This window comes from Roseibaca calidilacus (assembly GCF_001517585.1).
Taxonomy (GTDB): Bacteria; Pseudomonadota; Alphaproteobacteria; order Rhodobacterales; family Rhodobacteraceae; genus Roseinatronobacter; species Roseinatronobacter calidilacus.
On sequence record NZ_FBYC01000004.1, the window covers coordinates 1,709,613 to 1,731,386 of the forward strand.

Annotated in this window: 21 protein-coding genes; 9 read left to right on the forward strand and 12 right to left on the reverse strand. The window is 64.0% G+C overall.

Going from position 1 to position 21,774, the window contains the following annotated elements:
- Nucleotides 1–2: 2 nt before the first annotated feature.
- Complete coding sequence (locus AWT76_RS11950; RefSeq protein ID WP_082700188.1) at nucleotides 3–800, reverse strand: uroporphyrinogen-III synthase; 798 nt, start codon at nucleotides 798–800, stop codon at nucleotides 3–5.
- Between the two features lie 29 nt (nucleotides 801–829).
- Between AWT76_RS11950 and tsaD the strand changes: the two genes are divergently transcribed.
- Genes tsaD through AWT76_RS11970 form a run of 4 tightly spaced genes read left to right on the forward strand, consistent with a single transcriptional unit; the run spans nucleotide 830 to nucleotide 3,563 of the window.
- The gene (tsaD, locus tag AWT76_RS11955) at nucleotides 830–1,921 is read left to right on the forward strand and encodes a tRNA (adenosine(37)-N6)-threonylcarbamoyltransferase complex transferase subunit TsaD (protein ID WP_072246541.1); all 1,092 of its coding nucleotides are present in this window, start codon (nucleotides 830–832) and stop codon (nucleotides 1,919–1,921) included.
- Nucleotides 1,918–2,868, forward strand: coding sequence for an NAD(P)H-dependent glycerol-3-phosphate dehydrogenase (locus AWT76_RS11960; protein WP_072246542.1), 951 nt, complete (start codon nucleotides 1,918–1,920; stop codon nucleotides 2,866–2,868). The genes tsaD and AWT76_RS11960 overlap by 4 nt, the downstream gene beginning before the upstream one ends.
- Nucleotides 2,869–2,874: 6 nt before the next feature.
- Complete coding sequence (locus AWT76_RS11965) at nucleotides 2,875–3,150, forward strand: YciI family protein (RefSeq protein WP_072246543.1); 276 nt, start codon at nucleotides 2,875–2,877, stop codon at nucleotides 3,148–3,150.
- Nucleotides 3,150–3,563: an EVE domain-containing protein gene (locus AWT76_RS11970; RefSeq protein ID WP_072246544.1), complete on the forward strand. Its 414-nt coding sequence runs from the start codon at nucleotides 3,150–3,152 to the stop codon at nucleotides 3,561–3,563. The genes AWT76_RS11965 and AWT76_RS11970 overlap by 1 nt, the downstream gene beginning before the upstream one ends.
- A 53-nt stretch (nucleotides 3,564–3,616) precedes the next feature.
- On the opposite strand, the gene AWT76_RS11975 is transcribed toward AWT76_RS11970, so the two are convergent.
- The 4 genes from AWT76_RS11975 to AWT76_RS11990 all read right to left on the reverse strand — a co-directional run bounded on the left by AWT76_RS11975 (nucleotide 3,617) and on the right by AWT76_RS11990 (nucleotide 7,842).
- Entirely contained in the window at nucleotides 3,617–5,068 is a 1,452-nt protein-coding gene (locus tag AWT76_RS11975; RefSeq protein ID WP_218055478.1) for a protein adenylyltransferase SelO, read from the reverse strand.
- A gap of 78 nt (nucleotides 5,069–5,146) precedes the next feature.
- Nucleotides 5,147–6,073 (reverse strand): ornithine carbamoyltransferase, encoded by a 927-nt coding sequence (gene argF, locus AWT76_RS11980; RefSeq protein WP_072246546.1) that lies wholly within the window; start codon nucleotides 6,071–6,073, stop codon nucleotides 5,147–5,149.
- Between the two features lie 71 nt (nucleotides 6,074–6,144).
- The gene (locus AWT76_RS11985; RefSeq protein WP_072246547.1) at nucleotides 6,145–7,317 is read right to left on the reverse strand and encodes an aspartate aminotransferase family protein; all 1,173 of its coding nucleotides are present in this window, start codon (nucleotides 7,315–7,317) and stop codon (nucleotides 6,145–6,147) included.
- Nucleotides 7,318–7,509: 192 nt separating this feature from the next.
- Nucleotides 7,510–7,842, reverse strand: coding sequence for a DUF2794 domain-containing protein (locus AWT76_RS11990; RefSeq protein ID WP_072246548.1), 333 nt, complete (start codon nucleotides 7,840–7,842; stop codon nucleotides 7,510–7,512).
- Nucleotides 7,843–7,997: 155 nt separating this feature from the next.
- Here AWT76_RS11990 and AWT76_RS11995 point away from each other — a divergent pair, with 155 nt between their 5' ends.
- The 4 genes from AWT76_RS11995 to smpB all read left to right on the forward strand — a co-directional run bounded on the left by AWT76_RS11995 (nucleotide 7,998) and on the right by smpB (nucleotide 10,914).
- Entirely contained in the window at nucleotides 7,998–9,125 is a 1,128-nt protein-coding gene (locus tag AWT76_RS11995; RefSeq protein ID WP_072246549.1) for an S-(hydroxymethyl)glutathione dehydrogenase/class III alcohol dehydrogenase, read from the forward strand.
- 5 nt (nucleotides 9,126–9,130) lie between these two features.
- Nucleotides 9,131–9,628: a GNAT family N-acetyltransferase gene (locus AWT76_RS12000; protein ID WP_141655955.1), complete on the forward strand. Its 498-nt coding sequence runs from the start codon at nucleotides 9,131–9,133 to the stop codon at nucleotides 9,626–9,628.
- A 72-nt stretch (nucleotides 9,629–9,700) separates the two neighbouring features.
- Nucleotides 9,701–10,408 (forward strand): NYN domain-containing protein, encoded by a 708-nt coding sequence (locus AWT76_RS12005; protein ID WP_072247685.1) that lies wholly within the window; start codon nucleotides 9,701–9,703, stop codon nucleotides 10,406–10,408.
- Between the two features lie 32 nt (nucleotides 10,409–10,440).
- Nucleotides 10,441–10,914 carry an SsrA-binding protein SmpB gene (smpB, locus tag AWT76_RS12010; protein ID WP_072246550.1) on the forward strand — a complete coding sequence of 158 codons (474 nt, stop codon included), beginning with the start codon at nucleotides 10,441–10,443 and terminating at the stop codon, nucleotides 10,912–10,914.
- 20 nt (nucleotides 10,915–10,934) lie between these two features.
- Here smpB and miaB read toward each other — a convergent pair whose 3' ends face one another.
- Both miaB and AWT76_RS12020 read right to left on the reverse strand, forming a co-directional pair.
- The gene (gene miaB, locus AWT76_RS12015; RefSeq protein WP_072246551.1) at nucleotides 10,935–12,254 is read right to left on the reverse strand and encodes a tRNA (N6-isopentenyl adenosine(37)-C2)-methylthiotransferase MiaB; all 1,320 of its coding nucleotides are present in this window, start codon (nucleotides 12,252–12,254) and stop codon (nucleotides 10,935–10,937) included.
- Nucleotides 12,255–12,290: 36 nt separating this feature from the next.
- Nucleotides 12,291–13,022 (reverse strand): endonuclease/exonuclease/phosphatase family protein, encoded by a 732-nt coding sequence (locus AWT76_RS12020; protein ID WP_072246552.1) that lies wholly within the window; start codon nucleotides 13,020–13,022, stop codon nucleotides 12,291–12,293.
- 105 nt (nucleotides 13,023–13,127) lie between these two features.
- Here AWT76_RS12020 and AWT76_RS12025 point away from each other — a divergent pair, with 105 nt between their 5' ends.
- On the forward strand, nucleotides 13,128–14,285 hold the full coding sequence (locus AWT76_RS12025) for a BaiN/RdsA family NAD(P)/FAD-dependent oxidoreductase (RefSeq protein ID WP_072246553.1): 1,158 nt from the start codon (nucleotides 13,128–13,130) through the stop codon (nucleotides 14,283–14,285).
- Between the two features lie 61 nt (nucleotides 14,286–14,346).
- Here the strand turns inward: AWT76_RS12025 and AWT76_RS12030 are convergent, their stop codons facing one another.
- The 5 genes from AWT76_RS12030 to AWT76_RS12050 form a co-directional block, all read right to left on the reverse strand.
- Complete coding sequence (locus tag AWT76_RS12030) at nucleotides 14,347–15,591, reverse strand: MFS transporter (RefSeq protein ID WP_072246554.1); 1,245 nt, start codon at nucleotides 15,589–15,591, stop codon at nucleotides 14,347–14,349.
- Nucleotides 15,592–15,642: 51 nt separating this feature from the next.
- Entirely contained in the window at nucleotides 15,643–19,092 is a 3,450-nt protein-coding gene (gene smc / locus AWT76_RS12035) for a chromosome segregation protein SMC (RefSeq protein ID WP_072246555.1), read from the reverse strand.
- 127 nt (nucleotides 19,093–19,219) lie between these two features.
- Nucleotides 19,220–19,681 (reverse strand): cytochrome c maturation protein CcmE, encoded by a 462-nt coding sequence (gene ccmE, locus AWT76_RS12040; protein WP_072246556.1) that lies wholly within the window; start codon nucleotides 19,679–19,681, stop codon nucleotides 19,220–19,222.
- Nucleotides 19,682–19,693: 12 nt separating this feature from the next.
- Nucleotides 19,694–20,722, reverse strand: a complete 1,029-nt coding sequence (argC, locus tag AWT76_RS12045; RefSeq protein ID WP_072246557.1) for an N-acetyl-gamma-glutamyl-phosphate reductase — start codon at nucleotides 20,720–20,722, stop codon at nucleotides 19,694–19,696.
- Nucleotides 20,723–20,791: 69 nt separating this feature from the next.
- The gene (locus tag AWT76_RS12050; RefSeq protein ID WP_072247686.1) at nucleotides 20,792–21,604 is read right to left on the reverse strand and encodes a glutamate racemase; all 813 of its coding nucleotides are present in this window, start codon (nucleotides 21,602–21,604) and stop codon (nucleotides 20,792–20,794) included.
- Between the last annotated feature and the right edge of the window lie 170 nt (nucleotides 21,605–21,774).

The window sequence follows — 21,774 nt, forward strand, 5'->3', positions numbered from 1 at the left end:
CCTTATCGCGGGTTCTGGTCAGGCTCAAGCGTGGCCTGCACCTGTCCGAGTGCGGCCAGCATCCCGGCCTGATCCGGGGTTTGGGCAATACACATGCTGGCAGCAAACACCCCATCCAATCGCTGCGCCGCCGCTGCGCTAATGGCGATCAAATGCAACCGCGCTTGCTGCGCGGGCAGCTCGCGCCATTGCTGTGCCAGCAGCGCCGCGCTGCGCGGCGAGAAGACCAGCAAGACAACATTCCCCGGCGCATTCAGGCAGGCGCGGGCATCGGCGTTAAGCCGCTGCTCTAGCTGGTCATACGACACAACCGCCCGCGCGCGCAGCCCTGCGGCGTTTAGCCGCCCGGCCAGATCGGTGGTCACATGCGCGCCGCTGAAATGCACCAGTTCTAGCATTGGCCGCGCCGCGCATAATTGCGCAATCAGCGTTTCAGCCGTGCCGCCACCGCCGCGCAGGTCCACAAAGCCCGCCGCCCGCGCGGCCGCCAAGGTGCCCGGCCCGACACACCAGACCGGCCAATCGCGGCGCTGCGTTGCCTCGGCCACCGCACGCACCCCGTGTTGCGAGGTGAAGACCACCCCGCAACCCGGCGCAGGCGGCGTGATCTGGCGCAACACCACCTTCATAACCGGAGAGATCACCACCCTGCCCGGCCATTGGGCCTGTTTGGCGAAATCTTCCGCACTGGCCTGCGGACGTGTCAGAAGAAGGGTCGGCAGCATGGCGCCCATGGCTCTAGGGATCGGATCGCGCCCGCGCGTGGGATTGTGCGGATACATCCCAAGTGGTAGCTGCATCTTGCACCTTTTTGCAACCAGAGAGCCCGATGACAGATTTCGCCGCTGGCCCCGTGACCGTTCTGGGGCTGGAAAGCTCTTGCGACGACACCGCCGCCGCCGTGCTGCGCTGTGACGATGATGGACCGCAGATATTGGCCAATATCGTGCTGGGCCAAACCGATCTGCACGCGGGGTTCGGCGGCGTGGTTCCCGAAATTGCAGCCCGCGCCCATGCCGAGAAACTGGACATGGCCGTAGAGCGCGCCTTGGCCGAAGCCGGGCTGACGCTGGATGGCATTGACGCGATTGCCGTCACCGCCGGTCCCGGGCTGATCGGCGGCGTCATGGCGGGGGTCATGCTGGCCAAGGGGCTGGCGGCGGCAACCGGAAAACCCATGGTCGGGGTGAACCATCTGGCAGGCCATGCCCTGACCCCCCGCCTGACCGACGGGGTGGCGTTCCCCTACCTGATGCTCTTGGTCTCTGGCGGGCATTGCCAGTTCCTGCTGGTCGAGGGGGCCGAGCGCTTCACTCGTCTGGGCGGCACCATAGACGACGCCCCCGGAGAGGCCTTTGACAAGGTCGCAAAGCTACTGGGCCTTGCCCAACCCGGCGGCCCCGTGGTCGAGGCCGAGGCCCGCGCGGGCGATCCCACACGATTCAAACTGCCGCGTCCGTTGCTGGACCGGGCCGGGTGCGACATGTCCTTTTCAGGGCTGAAGACCGCCGTTTTGCGCAGCCGAGACGGGCTTGTGGCCAGCCAAGGCGGGCTTTACGCGCAGGATCGCGCCGATATTTGCGCCAGCTTTCAGGCCGCCATGGCCGATGTTCTGGCAGAAAAAACCCGCCGCGCGCTGGAGCTGACCGGGGCGCCGGTGCTGGCCGTGGCCGGGGGCGTCGCGGCGAACCAAACCTTGCGCGCCGGGCTGGAACAGGTGGCAAACAGGGCCAAGGCCCGGTTTCTGGCCCCGCCGCTGAACCTGTGCACCGACAATGCCGCCATGATCGCATGGGCCGGGTTCGAGCGACTGCGCCGTGGTGCGCGCGATGACATGACATTGGCCGCGCGCCCGCGCTGGCCGCTGGACACGCACGCTGCCCCCATGCTGGGTGCAGGCAAGAAAGGGGCCAAGGCATGAAGGTCGCAATCCTTGGTGCGGGTGCCTTCGGCACGGCTTTGGCCTGCGCGTTGGGCCATGCGCAGCTTTGGGCGCGCGATGTCGACCATGCAAAAGACATGCGGACAACGCGCCAGAATCGTCGCCGTCTGCCGGGTGTGGACCTGCCCGACACAGTGACCGTGACAAGTGATCTGAACGAGGTTGACGCCGAGATTCTGCTGCTGGCGATGCCCATGCAGCAAATGCGCGGGTTTCTGAATGACAATGCAACACTGTTGGCGTCGCGGATTCTGGTCGCCTGCTCCAAAGGGTTTGATCTGGACCTGTTGATCGGGCCGGTCGGCGTGATCGAACAGGTTTTGCCCGGCACCCGCGCGGCGCTTCTGACCGGGCCAAGTTTCGCCGCCGATATCGCGCGTGGCTTACCCACGGCGCTGACACTCGCCGCCCGCGACGATGCCTTGGCCGAACATCTGCAAACCCGGCTTTCGACGGAAAACCTGCGGCTATATCGCAACACCGATGTGACCGGGGCCGAACTGGGCGGCGCGCTGAAAAACGTGATCGCCATTGCGGCGGGCATGGTCATTGGCGCCGGAATGGGCGAATCCGCCCGTGCCGCGCTTATGGCGCGCGGCTATGCCGAAATGCAGCGCCTTGCCCTGTCGCTTGGTGCTGAACCCGAAACACTGGCGGGCCTGTCGGGCTTTGGCGACCTTGTGCTGACCTGCGGATCCGAGAAATCGCGCAATTTCCGCTATGGCATGGCGCTTGGCGCCGATGCCGCGTTCGACGCCACGACCACGGTCGAAGGCGCCGCAACCGCACGCGCCGTCGCCCGCCTGGCCCGCGACCGGGGCGTGGACATGCCGATTTCCCGCATGGTCGCCGCCGTTCTGGACGGTATGCTGACCCTGACCGAAGCCAAGGGCGCACTGCTTGCCCGCCCCCTGACACTGGAGTGAAATGACATGCCCCTGTTCATGATGGTCTGCACCGACAAACCCGGCGCGCTGGAACTGCGCAAAGCCACGCGTGAGGCGCATCTTGCCTATGTGCGCGACACCGGCTGCGTGGCGCAGGCCGGTCCGCTGCTGGACAATGCAGGCGAGATGGCCGGTTCGCTGATCGTGCTGGACCTGCCGGATATGGCGGCGGCCAAAGCTTGGGGCGCAGATGACCCTTATACGAAAGCGGGGCTGTTCGAAGATGTCCGCGTGCAGGAATGGAAAAAGGTCATCGGCTGATGCGCTACTGGCTGATGAAATCCGAACCCGACGCGTTTTCATGGGATGACCTTGTTGCCAAGGGCGCCGCGGGCGAGGAATGGGACGGCGTGCGCAATTACCAAGCCCGCAACATGATGCGCGAGATGGCCTTGGGCGACCGCGCCTTTTTTTACCATTCGCAATCCGACAAGGCGGTGGTGGGCATTGCCGAGGTGATCGCCCTTGCGCACCCCGACAGCACAACCGATGACCCACGTTGGGAATGTGTCGATATACGCGCAATCTCGCCGCTTCAGCGGCCCGTGACATTGGAAATGTGCAAGAACGATCCTCGGCTGAGTGATATGGCCTTGCTGAAACAGGCGCGCTTGTCGGTGCAACCGGTCCGACCCGAGCAATGGGCCGTGATCTGCGAATTGGGCGGGGTCTGACGCCCGACGCGCAAACGTGGCGCGCGGGGTTGCACAAAAGACCGGCGCACAGGTCAAGTGCCGCAGAAGGTTACGACCTTGGGTGCGTCGGGCGGCGCGGGCTGGGCATAAGGATCGCTGCCTTCGCGTTCGGTAAACGGTTGCTGAACATGTTCCAAAAGTGACAGGAACGGGCCTAGATCGCCATGCTCGCTTGCAGCCTCTAACGCGTGTTCAACCAAATGGTTGCGCGGAATATAGACCGGGTTGACCGCGCGCATCCGCTCTGCCGCGATATCGGGATTGTCTAAGTTCGCTTGCAAGGCGGCCAGCCAAGCATCGACCCCGCGCGCATCCGCAAACAGGGCTTTCAACGGCGCGGCATTGCCCCGAACCGCATCCGGCAACAGGCGGAAGAAAAGGGTGAAATCCACCCCCTGCCCATCCAGAAGCTGGTGCAGATCATCGACCAGAGTCTCTGGGCACGGCCCCTCAAACCCCAGCTTGCGCGCGAAAACCGCCAGCCACGCGGCGCGATACGCGTCCTGCATCGCCTCGACCGCTTCGGTGGCAAGGGCAATCGCGCGGTCCTGATCCGGGTCAATCAGCGGCAGCAACGCCTCTGCCAGCCGCGCCATGTTCCACATCAGGATTCCGGGTTGGTTGCCATAGGCATAGCGCCCGGCGTGGTCGATGGAACTGAACACGGTCGCCGGATCGTAACTGTCCATGAAGGCACAGGGGCCATAGTCAATCGTCTCGCCCGACAGGGTGCAGTTGTCGGTATTCATCACCCCGTGCACAAAGCCGACACCCATCCATTGCGCCACAAGCCGCGCCTGCCGCGCGCCCACATGTTGCAGGAAGGCCAGATACCGCCCATCTTGGCCCAGCAAGTCTGGATCATGCCGCGCAATCGCATAATCGACCACACGCGCTACCATGTCGGTTTGCCCGCGCGCCGCGAAAAACTGCACCGTGCCCACGCGCAAATGGCTGGCGGCGGTGCGCGCCAGAACCGCGCCCGGTTCCAGCCCGTGCTGGCGCAGCACGCGGTCGCCGGTGGTGCAGGCCGACAGCGCGCGGGTGGTGGGAATGCCCAAAGCTGCCATGGCTTCGGACACCAGATATTCGCGCAAGACCGGCCCAAGCACCGCGCGCCCGTCACCGCCGCGCGAAAACGGCGTGCGGCCAGACCCCTTGAGATGAATGTCATGCCGCGTGCCATCGGGGGCCATGATTTCGCCCAGCAGATAGGCGCGCCCGTCGCCAAGCTGCGGGTTGAACCCGCCAAATTGATGGCCTGCATAGGCCTGTGCTATGGGCTGCGCGCCCTGCGGCACGCTATGCCCGGCCAACGCCGCCACGCCCGCGGGGCTTTGCAGATCGTCAATATCCAGACCCAGATGCGCGGCCCAAGCGGTGTTCAGAAGCACCAGTTGCGGGTCGGGCCAGCCCTGCGGCGCGGCGGCAACATAGGCCCCGGTCAGGTCGCGCGCATAGGAGTTATCGAAGGCGATGGGCATGGGCATTCCTTGATTGCTGTAACGAACAGGTAAGCCGCGCATGGCAGCGTGACCAGACGTAGTGGCAATCCCGGAGTGTCAGACACCCAGACAATACCGCATCACGGCCTTTTGGGCGTGCAGGCGGTTCTCGGCCTCGTCGAACACCACGGATTGCGGGCCGTCCATGACGGCATTGGTCACTTCTTCCTCGCGGTGCGCGGGCAGGCAATGCATGAACAGCGCGTCTGGCTTGGCATGGGCCATCAGCGCGTCATTCACCTGATAGGGGCGCAGCAGGTTGTGGCGGCGCTCGCGGTTCGACTGGCTGTCATGCATGCTGACCCAAGTGTCGGTCACGACCAGATCGGCCCCGGCAACGGCAGCCTCTGCGTTGCGCATGATGTCCACCTGAGCGCCTTGCGCACGCGCGAAGGCCACTGCCTTTGGGTCCGGGTCCAGCGCATCGGGGCCGGCAAAGACCATGTCAAAGCCGAATTGCCCTGCCGCATGCAGAAAGGACGCGCAGACATTATTGCCATCGCCCAGCCACACCACGCGACGCCCTTTGATCGGGCCGCGATGCTCTTCATAGGTCAGAATATCGGCCATGATCTGGCAGGGGTGGCTTTCATTGGTCAGCCCGTTGATGACCGGAACAGATGCGTATTCGGCCAATTCATGCAGCACGGTTTCTTCAAACGTGCGGATCATGATTAGGTCCACATAGCGCGACAGCACGCGGGCGGTATCGGCAATTGTTTCGCCATGGCCAAGCTGCATTTCAGAGCCGGACAGAACCATGCTTTGCCCGCCCATCTGGCGCACGCCCATATCAAAGCTGACGCGCGTGCGGGTCGAGGGTTTCTCAAAAATCAGCGCGACCATGCGGCCCTGAAGCGGTTGGCTGTCATCTGCAGTGCCCTTGGGCCGGTCGGCGCGCGCCGTTTTCATACTATGCGCCTGATCGATCATGGCGCGCAACGCCGCCCGGTCGGTGGTGTGGATATCTAGAAAATGCGGCATGGTATCGGCTTTCTGGCTGGCGGGGGCTGCAAGGGTGCGGCCCTCGCGGTCCCATTTGGGCAGGGGTAAGGTCAGGCGAGGGTTTGTGCAGCGCGGCCCAGACGGGCGGTTGCCTCTGCCAGTTCCTCTGCGGTTATGGTCAGCGGCGGCAACAGGCGGACCACGTTATCGGCGGCGGGAACCGTCAAAAGCTGCTGGTCTTGGGCCGCGCGGACCAGATCGGCCGCCGGGGCGCGGCATTTCAGCCCCAGCAGCAGGCCCTGTCCGCGCACCATCTCAAACACATCGGGGTGGGCGGCGACCACCCCCTCAAGGCTTTGCCGGAAATTCGCGGATTTGCGCCGCACATCTTCAAGGAAACCGGGCGCGGTCACGATCTCGACCACCTTGGCGCCCACGGCGCAGGCCAGCGGGTTGCCGCCATAGGTGGACCCGTGCGTGCCCGCGGTCATGCCACTAGCCGCGCGCGCCGTAGCCAGAACCGCCCCCAGCGGGAAGCCGCCGCCGATGCCCTTGGCGACCATCATGATATCGGGGGCAACCCCAGCCCATTCATGCGCGAACAGCCGCCCCGTGCGGCCCATGCCGCATTGCACTTCGTCCAGAACCAGCAGCGCGCCGGTTTTGTCGCAGGCGTCGCGCAGGCCTTTCAGGCAGGCGTCGGGCAAGGGGCGGATGCCGCCTTCGCCCTGAACGGGTTCCAGCATGACAGCGGCGACGGAGCCATCGAGTGCGGCGGTCAGCGCGTCGTGGTCGCCCCATGGCAGCACCTTGAAGCCGGGCATGAGCGGGCCGAAACCCTTGGTCATCTTGTCCGACCCGGCGGCGGCAATCGCCCCGGTGGAGCGGCCATGAAACGCGCCTTCGAAGGTCAGGATTGTCGGGCGTTCTTCGCCCGCCTCATACCAGTATTTGCGCACCATCTTGATGGCCAATTCTGCGGCCTCTGTGCCCGAATTGGTGAAAAACACGGTATCTGCAAAGGTGTTGTCGACCAGCGCCTGCGCAAGCTGTTCCTGCGCCGGAATGGTATACAGGTTCGACACATGCCACAGCGCCTGCGCCTGCTCGTGCAACACTTGCACCAGATCGGGATGCGCATGGCCCAGCGCATTGACCGCGATGCCAGAGGTCAGGTCCAGATATCGCGCGCCCGACGCTTCGGTCAGCCATGCGCCTTCCCCCTTGACGAAGGAAAGCGGCATGCGGTTGTAGGTGGGCAAAACCGGCGGAAAAGCGTTCATGGGCGGTATCCCGTTGGAAAGAAGCCTTTGACCTGCCAAAGCGGCGCGGCCAAGTCAACATGGGTTGTGGGGAGGGGTGCGCCACAGGCGCAAGACAGATCACGCGCCGAAGCGGCGTCGCAGGGTCGTGGATATGCGAATAAAAGCGATCATGTTGAACGCGTTACAATATTCCGTATTAGCTGTAAACGCCTAGTCCACCACGCGCAGATATTTGCGTTCGATAACCTTCAGAACCTGCGCCAGATCATGCCCGCGTTTCAGGATCTGCCCGTCCATGCCGATGACCAGATACATGCCTTGGCGGTTGCGCAGGGCGGGATGCTTTTCTACCCGATAAAGCGGCGTTTCGGCCGTGCGACGAAACACCGAGAACACGGCCGATTGGCTGAGGCAGGATATCCCGTAATCGCGCCATTCGCCCGCAGCGACCATCCTGCCATAAAGTGACAGGATCACCCCAAGTTCGCGGCGGTCGAAACTGACCTGACCGGATTGCGCGGAAAACGCGGTTTGCATGTTCATGCGAAAACAGTGTGACGAGCGGGCGCGAAAATCAAGCCCTTCATCCGGCGCGGCGCGGCGGGGGGCGTTTTCGCGCCTTCAAAAGACGCAGACGGGCTTGCACCTGCCCCCTTGGCCGGGCCATGCTGCGCCCAACACATAACAGGAGAGCACCCATGCGAACACGCGCCGCTGTCGCCCTAGAGGCTGGTAAACCCTTGGAAATCATGGAAGTGAACCTTGACGGCCCGAAGGCCGGGGAAGTCTTGGTCGAAATCAAGGCTACGGGCATCTGCCACACGGATGAGTTCACCCGCTCTGGCGCGGACCCTGAAGGGCTGTTCCCGTCCATCCTTGGCCATGAAGGCGCGGGGATCGTTTTGGAAGTGGGCGAAGGTGTCACCACGTTGAAGCCGGGCGACCATGTCATCCCGCTTTACACGCCCGAATGCCGCGAATGCTATTCCTGCCGGTCGGGCAAGACAAACCTGTGCACCGCTATTCGCGGCACGCAAGGCAAGGGGCTGATGCCCGATGGCACAACGCGGTTTTCCATGCTCGATGGCACCCCGATTTATCACTACATGGGCTGCTCGACCTTTGCCAATCATACGGTTTTGCCGGAAATCGCGCTGGCCAAGGTGCGCGATGACGCGCCCTTCGACAAGATTTGCTACATTGGCTGCGGTGTGACCACGGGCATTGGCGCGGTCATCAATACGGCAGGTGTCGAGATCGGCTCCACGGCGGCGGTGTTCGGGCTGGGCGGGATTGGCCTGAACGTTATTCAGGGGCTGCGCATGGCGGGCGCCGACATGATTATCGGGGTGGACCTGAATGACAGCAAAGAAGAAATGGCGCGCAAATTCGGGATGACGCATTTCATCAACCCGTCCAAGGTGGACAGCGTGACCGCCGAGATCGTGAAGCTGACCCAGCGCGGAGATGACGCCATTGGCGGCGTGGATTACAGCTTTGACGCCACCGGCAATGTGCAGATCATGCGCGAGGCACTGGAATGCAGCCACCGGGGCTGGGGCGTGTCGGTGATTATCGGCGTGGCACCCGCCGGGGCCGAGATCAGCACCCGCCCGTTCCAGCTTGTCACCGGCCGCGTCTGGAAAGGCACGGCCTTCGGCGGCGCAAAGGGGCGCTCGGACGTGCCAAAATTCGTCGATTGGTATATGTCGGGCAAGATCGAGATTGATCCGATGATTACCCACAAGCTGACGCTGGATCAGATCAACGAGGGGTTTGAGCTGATGCATGAAGGCAAATCCATCCGCGCGGTGGTCGAGTTTTGAGCCTAATGGCTGACACGAAACTGGTGATCCGCCCGGCAGGCGCGGCGGATCACAACGCGCTCTGGGCCATGCTGGAACCTGTCTTTCGCGCGGGCGACACCTATGCGGTGGACCCCGCGATCGACCGGGCGGCGGCGCTGCAATTCTGGTGCGGCGGGACGCATGCGGCCTATGTGGCAGAACAAGACGGCACGGCCTTGGGCAGCTACTACCTGTGCCCCAACCAACAAGGCGGCGGCGCACATGTGTGCAATTGCGGTTTCGTGACCGCGCCAGCGGCGCAGGGCCAAGGCGTGGCACGGGCGATGCTGGACGATGCCTTGGCGCGCGCCAAGGCCGAAGGCTTTCGCGCGATGCAATTCAACTTCGTGGTGGAAACCAACACCCGCGCCGTTGCGACATGGCAACGCGCCGGGTTCGACATCGTGGGCCGCCTGCCCGGCGCGTTTTTGCACCCCACAGAGGGTTACGTGGACGCTTTGGTCATGTATCGGGTGGTGTGAGGGGGCGCTGCCCCCGTCGCGGCTGCGCCGCGACTCCCCCGGGATATTTTTGCAAGGATGAAAGGGCAGATCATGGCACGCGCAGGAATACCGCTTCTGGCGGTGTTGATCGACGCCGACAATTCCTCGCCCAAATGGGTCGAGGCGATTTTCGAAGAAATCGCCAGCTTGGGCGAAGCCAGCGTGCGGCGGATCTATGGCGATTTCTCGCGCAGCCAGATGTCGGGATGGCAAGACAAGCTGCCCAGCCTTGCGCTGGTGCCGCATCATCAGCCCGCCAATACCGTCGGCAAGAATTCGTCCGACATCGCGCTGGTGATCGACGCGATGGACCTGCTGCATTCGGGGCGGTTTGACGGGTTCGTTCTGATTAGTTCCGACAGCGATTTCACGCGGCTGGCCTCGCGCATCCGCGAACAAGGGCTGGATGTCTATGGCATTGGCCAGCAAAAGACACCCGAGGCGTTTCGCAAAGCCTGCAAGCGGTTCATCTTTGTCGAGAATATTCTGCCAGACGCCGTGCCGGGGGCTGCGAAATTGATCGGCAAGGCGCAGCCTGTGCAAGCTGTGCCGCTGATAAAGGCCGCGATGCAGGCGATCGACAAAGATGAGGAATGGTTCTCTCTGGGGCCGTTGGGCCAGTATATCGTTGCAGCCAACCCCGATTTCGACAGTCGCAATTATGGCTGCACCAAACTGAGTGAATTGGTGCAACGCGCGGGCGTGTTCGAGTTGCGCAAAACCACCGGCAACGCCATGCAGGTGCGGCTGAAGCCCTAGACACGGGCGCGCGCGGCCCTTATTTGCGTGCAATGGCCCAGAAATCCGACCCGAATTACAAGATCATCGCTGAAAACCGCCGCGCGCGGTATGATTACGCTATCGAGAGCGACCTAGAATGCGGGATCATGCTGACCGGGTCCGAGGTGAAATCGCTGCGCACCGGCAAGGCGAATATTGCCGAAAGCTACGCGACGGTGGAAGATGGCGAATTATGGCTGGTGAACAGCTATATCGCCCCCTATCTGCAAGCCAAGACCTTTGGCCATGACGAGCGGCGGCGGCGTAAGCTGTTGGCGTCACGCAAGGAATTGGCGCGGCTATGGGCAGCAACGGCCAAGGACGGCATGACGCTGGTGCCCTTGGTGATGTATTTCAACCATCGCGGCTTGGTGAAGCTGAAGATCGGCGTGGCGAAGGGCAAGAAACTGGCCGACAAGCGCGCGACCGAAGCCAAGCGCGACTGGGACAAGCAGAAACGCCGCTTGATGAAGGAACACGGCTAGGCGGGTGCCGGAGCGGCGCTTCAGACCAGAACGGCGGCCAGCGAGTTCGTGGCGCTGCCGGTGACCATGACGCGGGCGATCCGGCCAACCTGATCGGCGGGCGCTTGCACATGCACCGCGTGCAGGTATTCGGATTTGCCGACAAGCTGACCGGGCTGGCGGCCCGGTTTTTCGAAAAGAACCGAAACTTCGCGCCCCACCATCGAATCCTGCGTGGCGCGCTGCTGGTCTGTCAGCAGCGCCTGCAACCGGTGCAGCCGGTCGCTGGCCAGGTCGTCGGGCAAGGTCGCGCGCTCGGCGGCAGGCGTGCCGGGTCGGGCCGAATATTTGAAGCTATAGGCCTGACCATAGTGCACCGCGCGCACCAGTGCCATCGTGTCCTCGAAATCGGCCTCGGTTTCGCCGGGGAAGCCGACGATGAAATCGCCCGACAACAGCAAGTCGGGGCGCGCGGCGCGCAGACGGTCGATCAGGCGCAGGTAACTTTCGGCCGTATGCTTGCGGTTCATGGCTTTCAAAATGCGGTCGCTGCCCGATTGCACGGGCAAGTGCAGATAGGGCATAAGCTTGGGCTCATCGCCATGCGCCGCGATCAGGTCATCTTCCATGTCATTGGGGTGCGAGGTGGTGAAGCGGATGCGCTCTAACCCGTCGACACGGGCCAACGCGCGGATCAGCCGCGCCAGCGTCCATGCACCGCCCTCGCCCATGCCGTGATAGGCGTTCACATTCTGGCCCAGCAGCGTGATCTCGCGCACGCCGCGGGCGACAAGGTTTTGGGCTTCGGCCATGATACGGTCGACCGGGCGCGACACTTCGGCCCCGCGCGTATAAGGCACAACGCAGAACGCGCAGAACTTGTCGCAGCCTTCCTGCACGGTCAGAAAGGCGGTCGGGCCACGGGCGGCACGCGGGCCGCGCGGCAGATGGTCGAACTTGTCCTCTTCGGGGAAATCGGTGTCCACCGCCCTTGCGCCAGCGCGCACCGCCGCTTCCATGGCGGGCAGGCGGTGATAGGTCTGCGGGCCAACAACCAGATCGACCAAGGGCTGACGGCGCATGATCTCTTCGCCCTCGGCCTGCGCGACGCAGCCCGCCACGCCGATTTTCAGGTCCGGATTGGCGGCTTTCAGCGGTTTGAAACGGCCCAATTCGGAATAGACCTTCTCCGCCGCCTTTTCGCGGATATGGCAAGTGTTCAGCAGGATCATATCGGCCTCTTCTGGCCGTTCTGTCGTGACATAGCCCGATGTGCCCAAGGCTTCGGCCATGCGCTCGCTGTCATAGACATTCATCTGGCAGCCATAGGTCTTGATGAAGAGTTTCTTCGCCTCGGCCATGCCTAGCCCCTTTATATTGTCCTGATCGTTCCGCGCTCACATAACCGCGCTTTGGGCTTGGGGCAAGCGAAGCACAGCGCGCAGGGGCAGATGGTCGGACGCGCGGCGCGCCAGCGGGCTGTCATGCGCGCGCAGGTCGTGCAGGTCCAGTTGCGGACAGGCCATGATACGGTCTAACGGCAAGACCGGCATTCGCGCGGGAAAACTGGGGCGCGTAAGCGCAGAACGCTTGACTGCGCGCAATTCGCGGCGCAGCGGCATCAGCCCACAATCCGCGCCCAAGCGCCATTCGTTGAAATCGCCCATGACCAGTGTGGGCCGCCCGTCGGGCGCGCCGACATGCCGGGCCAGAAACCGCGCCTGCAACAGCCGCGACTGGCGCAACAGGCCCAGATGCGCCGCGATCAAGCGCAGGGGGCGCCCATTCATTCGAATATCGGCAACGATGGCGCCGCGCGGCTCCAACCCCGGAAGCGTCACGGCTTCTGCCTGTTCCACCTGAGCGCCGCGCAGCAGCAGCAGGTTGCCATGCCAGCCATGCGCGGCCTTGCCCAAACGGTCGGTCAGGACCACGGGTGTCAGCCCCGTCTCTTCCGCAAGATGCGCAGGGTCCAGCACACCCCGCCGGTCGCCAAACCTGCGATCCACCTCTTGCAGGGCGACAATATCAGCCCCCATTTCGGCAATCACCCGCACCACGCGGGCCGGATCACGCCGCATATCGGTTCCGACTGCCTTGTGGATGTTATAAGAACCAACAATGGTCATGCATGTAGCCTTGGCACTCTCCCTGTTCCAAACTATGCGGGGTTCCGCGCAAGTCCACAATAGCGCGCACCGATGAACCACCCGTTACCGAAAGGCATGTCCAGAATGCAGGCGGACCCATGCGACGCCCTTGTGATCGGTGCAGGCCCGGCCGGGCTGATGGCCGCCGAAGTGTTGGCCCGCGCCGGGCGCCGCGTCACGATCTGCGACTCAAAACCGTCGCCCGCGCGCAAATTCCTGATGGCCGGAAAATCGGGGCTGAACCTGCTGAACGCCGCACCCCTGCCCGACCAGATCGCCACCTACGCACAGGCCGCTGACTGGCTTGCGCCCATGCTGCGCGCTTTCGGGCCCGACCAGATCCACGCTTGGGCCGAAGGGCTGGGCCAGCCGCTGTTTACTGGCACGTCCGGGCGCATCTTTCCGCGCGCCATGAAAGCCTCGCCGCTGTTGCGCGCATGGCTTGCCCGGCTTGATGGCCTTGGCGCGACCCTGCATCGCGGCTGGCATTGGACTGGCGGGGCCTTCGACTTCGCCACGCCAACTGGCCCGCGCCGTCTTGCGCCGCGCACGACCGTTCTGGCACTTGGAGGTGCCAGTTGGCCAAGGCTTGGGTCGGACGGCGGCTGGCGCGATCACCTCATCGCGCGCGGCATCACCTGCGCGCCGTTCCAGCCTGCGAATATGGGTTTCTCTGTCGCGTGGTCGGGCCATATGACCCCATATTTCGGCCAGCCCATAAAGGGCGTGCGCCTGTCGGCGGGCGATCACGCCCTTCGCGCCGAATTCGTGCTCTCGGCGCGCGGTGTCGAAGGCGGCGGCATCTATGCGCTTTCGCGCCACCTGCGCGAGGGGGCGGCGCTTATACTCGATCTCTTTCCCGATCTCGACGCGAGCACGCTCAACGCCCGCCTTGCCCGCCGCCCGGCCAAAGAATCCCGCTCCAACCGCCTGCGCAAGGCGCTTGGCCTGACCGGGGCGCGCCTTGCGCTGGTCAACGAACTGACGCGCCACCCCGACGGCGCAACCCTCAAAGCACTGCCCCTGCCCTTGGGCGCGCCGCATCCGCTGGCCGAAGCAATCTCCAGCGCCGGTGGCATTATGCGCTCCGAATTCGACCCCGGCCTGATGCTGCACGCATGGCCCGGCACCTTCGCGGCGGGCGAGATGCTTGACTGGGAAGCGCCCACTGGCGGCTACCTGCTGACCGCCTGCCTTGCCACGGCGCATTGGGCCGGTCAGCACGCGGCGCGATACCGCTAATTCATCCTTGCAAAAATATCCTGGGGGAGTCGCGCGGCACGCGCGACGGGGGCAAAGCCCCCTAAACCGGGCGCGCGTTCAGGCTGCGTTCGCGCACGGGCAGATGCACAATGGCCGAAAACAGGCCCACGGCGACACCCACCCACCACACGAGCGTGTAATCGCCGTAAATATCATACAATTCGCCGCCCAGCCAGACGCCCAGAAAACTGCCCAATTGATGGCTGAAAAACACGATCCCATAGAGCGTGCCCATATAGCGCAACCCGTAGATATGCGCGATCAGGCCAGAGGTCAGCGGCACCGTGGCCAGCCACAGCGCCCCCATGACCAAAGAGAAGATCAGCACCGATGCGGGCGTGATCGGCGACAAAATGAAGGCTGCCGCGACCACTGTGCGCGCCATGTAGATACTGGCCAGCAGGTATTTCTTGGAATAGCGTTTGCCCAGCCAAGCCGCGAAGATCGTGCCCGCGATATTGGCCAGCCCGATCAGCGAGATAGAGACCGCGCCCAGCGCCGAAGTCGTGGTTATCCCGAACCCCGCCAACATGCCGTTCGGGTCAATCGGTCCGCACATTTCGGTCACCATGGCCGGAAAATGGGCCGTGACAAACGCCAATTGGTAGCCGCAGGAAAAGAAGCCCAGAAAGATCAGCGTGAAGCTGGGGTCGCGCGCGGCCTGTTGCAATGCCGCGCCCATGCTTTGTTCCAACTCTGCGCGGCTGGCAGGTGCGGGCGCGCGCATCATCGGCAAGGCCAGCATTGCCAGAATGATCGCGGCGGCAAAGATCAAGAACACCGTCTGCCAACTGTAAAATCCCAGCAGGATTTCCGCCACCGGCGCGCCAAAGACTTGCCCGGCGCTGCCCGCAGCCGTGGCAATACCCAGCGCCACGCTGCGGTTCTCATCCGATGCCGCGCGCCCGACCACGGCAAGGATCACGCCAAAACCGGTGCCCGCCACGCCGAAACCCACAAGGATCTCCAACCATTGATGGGCTTCTGGCGTGACCGCGAAGGATGACAGCACCAGCCCCGCCGCATAGACCAACGCCCCCAGCAAGATCGCGCGCCGGTCGCCAAAGCGTTCGGCCAGCGCACCGAATAACGGCTGGCCAATGCCCCAAGCCAAGTTCTGAATCGCAATCGCCAACGAAAACTCGGCGCGCAACCAGCCGAATTCCTCGGCAATCGGGATCTGGAACACCCCGAAACTGGCGCGAATGGCAAAACCGATCATGATAATGATGCAACCGCCGATCAAGACCGGGGTCATCAGCGGGCTGGCGGAACGATCTGGCATGGCAGCACCTTGGGCAAGATGCACTTAACATGTTCAAAACCCGTCAGCCGGTCAAGCCACCATGTCTTCGGCCTGCGACAGGTCCACGCTGACCAATTGGCTGACGCCGCGCTCGCCCATCGTAACCCCGAACAGCCTGTCCATGCGCGCCATGGACAATGCGTTATGGGTAATTACCAAATAGCGCGTGTCGGCGCGACGGGTCATCTCGTCCAACAGGTCACAGAAACGCGCAACATTGGCATCGTCCAGCGGCGCATCCACCTCGTCCAGCACGCAGATCGGGGCGGGGTTGGCCAAGAATACCGCGAAAATCAGCGCCAGCGCGGTCAGCGTCTGCTCACCGCCCGACAATAGCGACAGCGTAGACAGTTTTTTGCCCGGCGGCTGGCACATAATCTCTAGCCCCGCATCCAGCGGATCGTCGGATTCGACTAGCACCAGCCGCGCTTCACCCCCGGTAAACAAATGTTTGAACAACATGCTGAAATTCGCATTCACCTTGTCGAAAGCCGCCAGCAGCCTTTCGCGCCCTTCGCGGTTCAGCGTGGCGATCCCCGCGCGCAGCTTGGCGATGGCGGCTTCCAGATCGGCTTTTTCCTGCACAAGGCTGTCATGCTCTTTCTGGACCTCGCGCGCGTCTTCTTCCGCCCGCAGGTTGACCGCGCCCAAAGCGTCGCGCGCGCGGCGCAACCGGACAAGGTCAGCATCCAGTTGCGCGGGCTGCGCAAGCTCGGCCGGGTCCACTGCAAGTTCGTCCAGCAGCGCCGCAGGCGCGCAGTCAAGCGCTTCGGCAATGCGCGCGGTGGCGCTGTCGGCCACGGCTTGTGCAGCCTCGCGCTGCGCCTCGGCGCGGGCGCGGGCTTCGCGGGCATCAGCGCGGGCGGCCTCGGCGGCGCGGTCGGCTGTGGCAGCGGCACGGGCGGCGGCCTCGCCCGCTTTCAGCGCATCTTCCGCGGCGGTGGCGCGGGCCTCGGCGCGGGCAACCTCGTGCTGCAAGGCGGCGCGCGTCTGTGCCAGTTGCGCCGGCGCATCCCGCATCTCGGCCAACCGCCGTTCCGCCTCGTCGCGGCGAGCGGTTAGGTCCGCCACGCGGTCCGACGCCGTGCCCAGCCGCTTGCGCCATCCGTCCATCGATCTGGCAATATCTTGCGCCCGTGCCGCACGGGATGTGCTGTCGCGGCGCAAATCATCGGCTTGCGTGCGCGCAGCCATGGACGCGCTGCGCAGCTCTGCGACTTGGGCTGAAAGCGCTTCCAGCCGCGCGCCTGCCTGCGTCAGGTCGGGCAAATCATGCTGCGCGCGGCGCAATGCGTCCAACCCGTCGGCCAGCGCGCTTACCTCTGCGCGGGCGCGGTCTGCCTGCGCCAGTGCCGCGTCGCACCGCGAAGCGGCTGTGTCGCGCGCCGCGGCCATGCGCGAGCAGGCGCGGGCCGCATCGTTCAGCTGCGCTTCGGCGGCTTTGCGGGCTTGGCGCGCCTGCGATTCTGCCTGCGTCAACGCGTCCAGCCGCGATTTGCGCGTATCATGCGCCGCCGCAGCGGATTTGGCCGCTTGCTCTGCCTGCGCCAGATCATCGCGCAGCCCTGCCAACCTGTTGCGCTGTTCCAGCCGCAGCGCGGTGGTGCTGGTGGCATCCCGCGCGGCCAGATGAAACCCGTCCCAGCGCCACAAATCCCCCGCACGCGTGACCAGACGTTGCCCGGGTGCCAAAGACGCCTGCAAAGCCGCGCCCGCCTCTGGCGTCACGATCCCCACCTGCGACAGCCTGCGCGCCAGAACAGCGCTGCCGGTAACATGCGGGGCCAGCGGTGCGGCCTGCCCCGGCAAGGGGGCGGGACTGTCATATTCGGGCAGCCCGACCCAGCCAGACCCGCCATCGGCCACGGGCGCGCGCAAATCGTCGGCCAGCGCGGCGCCCAGCGCCTGTTCATAGCCTGACGTCACGGTCAGGCTGTCCAGCAACTGCGCCACGGGGCCGGTATCGCGCGCAACCAGCTTGGCCAGCGCAGCTTCCTCTGCGCGCAGGCTGCGCAAGCTGCCCTCAGCCTCGGACCGGGCGGCGCGCGCGCTGGCCTCGGCACTCTGCGCGTCGATACGGGCGGCTTCGGTCTGGGCGAATGTCTCTTCGGCGCGGGTGGCCAGATCTTCGGCCTGTCGCAGTTCGGTTTCGGCCTGCGACAGGTCTTGCGCCATGCGGTCCAGATCGGCGGTTGCGGCAGCCTGAGCCGCATCGGCCTGCCGGGCCGCTGCTTCGGCCATTTGCAATTTGCGCGTGGCCTCTGACAGCGCCGTGGCGGCACTTTCGGCCTGTGCCGTCAGGCGCGCGCGCTCTTGCGTGGCGGCGCTGTGCTGCGCTTCCGCTTCTGCCAATTGCCGGGCCAAGGCATCGCGGCGCTGGTCGGCCTGTTGCTGGCGCGCCTCTGCGCCCTCGCCAGCCTGTTGCAGCTTGGCCTGCTCATCTTCCAACTGGGCGATCGTGTCATGCGCATCGGTGTTCAGAGCCGCTTCGCGGGTAATGTCTTGATCCAACTGCCCGAGTCGCGCCCGAAGGCTGCGCAATTGAGCCTGCGCGCGCTCCATGTCGGAATCGAGGCTTTGGCGCTGCACGGCAAGCCGTTGCAGCACCGCGCCCGCTACCGCCGATTCCTCGCGCAACGGGTCCAGTTTTGCCTCTGCCTCTTCGCGGGCGCGCACTGCGTTTTGCGCGGCACTCTCGGCCTGCGCCAGCCCGGTCAGGGCCGCGCGCAGGGTGTTTTCCGCGTCGGCCCGCGCGGCATCGGCTTCGCGCCAGCGGGCATACAGCAACATCCCTTCGGTGCGCCGCAGCTCTGCCCCGATCTTGCGGTAGCGCTCTGCCTGCCGCGCCTGGCGCGCAAGGCTGGCAAGCTGCGTGGCCAGCTGCTCTATCACGTCGGACAGGCGGTCAAGGTTGGTTTCCGTCGCCCGCAGCCGCAATTCGGCATCATGGCGGCGCGCATAGAGGCCAGAGATCCCGGCGGCTTCTTCCAGAATGCGCCGCCGCGCCTTTGGCTTGGCAGAAATCAGCTCAGAGATCTGGCCCTGCCGCACCAGCGCCGGGCTATGCGCCCCGGTCGAGGCATCGGCGAACAGCATCTGCACATCGCGCGCGCGCACTTCCTTGCCGTTAATGCGGTAAACACTGCCCGCGTCGCGGGTGATGCGGCGCACGATGTCCAGCGTGTCGGCGTCATTGAACGCCGCAGGGGCCAGCCGGTTGGAATTGTCGACCTGCAAGGTGACTTCAGCGTAATGGCGCGCACTGCGGCTGTCGGTGCCTGCGAAGATCACATCGTCCATGCCAGAGCCGCGCATGGCGCTGGCACGATTCTCGCCCATCACCCAGCGCAGCGCTTCCAACAGGTTCGACTTGCCGCAACCATTGGGGCCGACCACGCCGGTCAGCCCCGGATGGATCGACAGATCCGTCTGGTCAACAAAGCTTTTGAAGCCATTGAGGCGCAGGCGCGTAAACTGCATGTGGGGCCATTGGTTATGCCCCGCCAAGATGGCAGCGCCGATGCGGCAGAGTCAAGCGCCGCAACTGCATAATGTAGGTAAATGCACCTTATCCACAAGATATGGCCAGCATATCCGGCAGATCGCGTCAGGTCCGCGGCTCTGCCTGCGGGTCCGGCCCACGCCATTCCCCCTGCTCTTTCAGCGCTTCCATCACCTCGCGCGGCATGTAGGTTTCGTCATGCTTGGCAAGGATTTCACTGGCTTCGAACACGCCATTGACGAAACGTCCGGTGCCCACCATCCCCTCGTTTTCCGAAAACAGGTCGGGCAAGATGCCACGATAGGTCACTTCGACAGAGGCCGGGCCATCCGTTACCCGAAAGCGCACCGTATCGGACTGCCCCCGCACGATGGACCCCGGTTCAACCAAGCCGCCGATGCGGAACACCTCTGTTGCGGGGGGCGGCGCTTCGACCACCTGGCTGGGCGAACGGAAGAAATTGATCCCGTCGCGCATGGCGTAGCCGATCAGCGCGGTCGACAGCGTCAGCGCCACCGCCGCCACGGCGATGATCTGGATCCGGCGGGTCTTCTTCAGGCTCTTCATCTCATCCTCGCTTTACGGAAAGACGGGCGCACCCATCAAACCAGTCGTCTCTGGCAGGCCCAGCATAAGGTTCGCGTTCTGCACCGCCTGCCCGCTGGACCCTTTGCACAGGTTGTCCAGCACGCCCACGACCAGCGCGCGGCCCGGTATACGGTCGCCCACAACCCCAATATGCACGAAATTCGATCCGCGCACATCATGAGTCGATGGTGTTGTGCCAAAAGGTAGCACATGAAGAAATGATTCAGCGCAATATCGGTCCATTAAAACCGCATGAATGCGCTGTGGGTCGCCATCCAGCCAAGCGCTGGCCAGAATGCCCCGGTTCATGGGCAGCAGATGCGGGGTGAACTGAATGCGCACCTCGCGGCCTGCAATGGCGGAAAACTCTTGATCGAATTCGCCCAAGTGCCGATGGGTGCCGCCCAGCGCATAGGCCTGTGTGCCCTCGGACAGTTCGGCATGAAGCAAGTTTTCCTTCAATGACCGCCCAGCGCCCGACACGCCGCATTTCAGATCAAGGATAATGCGGTCCAGATCAATGCAGCCCGCCTCTATCAGCGGGCGCAAGATATATTGCCCGGTCGCGGCATTGCAGCCAGTGCCCGCAACCAGCCGGGCGGCGCGAATATCATCGCGGTAAAATTCAGTCAGGCCATAGACCGCTTCTGTTTGCAAATCGGGCGCAGCATGGGGCTGACCATACCATTTTTCATAGGCGGCCGGGTCGCGCAGGCGGAAATCGGCGGACAGATCGACAATCTTCAAATTGCGCGGCAAGTCCTTGATGACAGCCTGACTGGTCGCATGGGGCAGCGCGCAAAAGGCCAGATCGACCGATGCGAAATCCACTTCGTCAATGCGGCACAGGTCCGGCAGGTCCAGATGCCGTAAAAACGGAAAGACCGACGCCATGGGCTGGCCCGCCTTGCGCTCTCCGGTCAATGCAACGATCCGGAATTCGGGATGGGTGGCAAGCAGGCGCACAAGTTCCGCGCCGGTATAGCCCGAAGCCCCAAGGATGGCGATGCGTTTGGTCATGGTGACAGTCCCCTGACAACGGCACAGACTGGCAATCCGCGTGCCGTGAGTATTTTGGCAAGATGAAGATCAGGCCGGTTGAAAGCTGATCTGGCGTTTCAGAAATTGCGTGGCCTTGCGAGAGACATTGGCCGCGTCACCCGTGGTCAGAAACATCGTCTGCTGCCCCGGCCCGATCATTTCGGGGCGGCGCGTAAGGTAATCGGACAGGCTGTCTGCGACCAGCTTGGGTTGCGAATAGACCGCGACATCGGGGCCAAGGGCGGCGCGAAAGGCATCTTCCAGCAGCGGATAATGGGTGCAGCCCAGAACAGCCGCTTGCGGGTGCGGCATTCGGCGCTTGAGCGATTCGACATGGCTGTGCACCAGCGCTTCGGCAAGGATCATATCGCCCAGTTCGATCGCATCGACCACGCCGCCGCAGGGCTGGGCTTCGACATCGACGCCAATGGCGCGAAAGGCCAGTTCGCGCTGGAATGCCCGGCTAGAGACGGTCGCAGGTGTCGCAAACAGCGCCACATGTTTGACCGCCACTTCGCGCGGGGGGGAATTGTCGCCCCATTGGCGTTCGGTCAATGCCTCTATCAGCGGCACGAACACGCCCAACACGCGCTTGTCCGCCGGCACCCATGTTTCCTGCATCCGTTTCAGCGCGGCGGCAGAGGCGGTGTTGCAGGCCAGAATCACCAGATCGCAACCTTCGGCCCAAAGCCGTTCCACCCCGGCGCAGGTCAGATCAAATATCTCCTGAGCGTTGCGCGTGCCGTAAGGGGTGTTCGCATTGTCGCCAAAATAGACAAAAGGCACATCCGGCAGCTTGTCCACCAGCGCGCCCAGCACCGTCAAACCACCCAAGCCCGAATCGAACACGCCGACTGCCATTTGCCCACCCATGAATCACAGCGCCCAGCGCGGCGGCACCGCCGCGGGCAATCGCTGCATGATTAGGCCGCACGGGCGCGAAAATCCATCCTGTTCTTTTCGGCAAGGTAATTCACAGCAGAGCATCAGCATTCATGATACCCTAACAAATGCGGGATAATGGCGTGGTC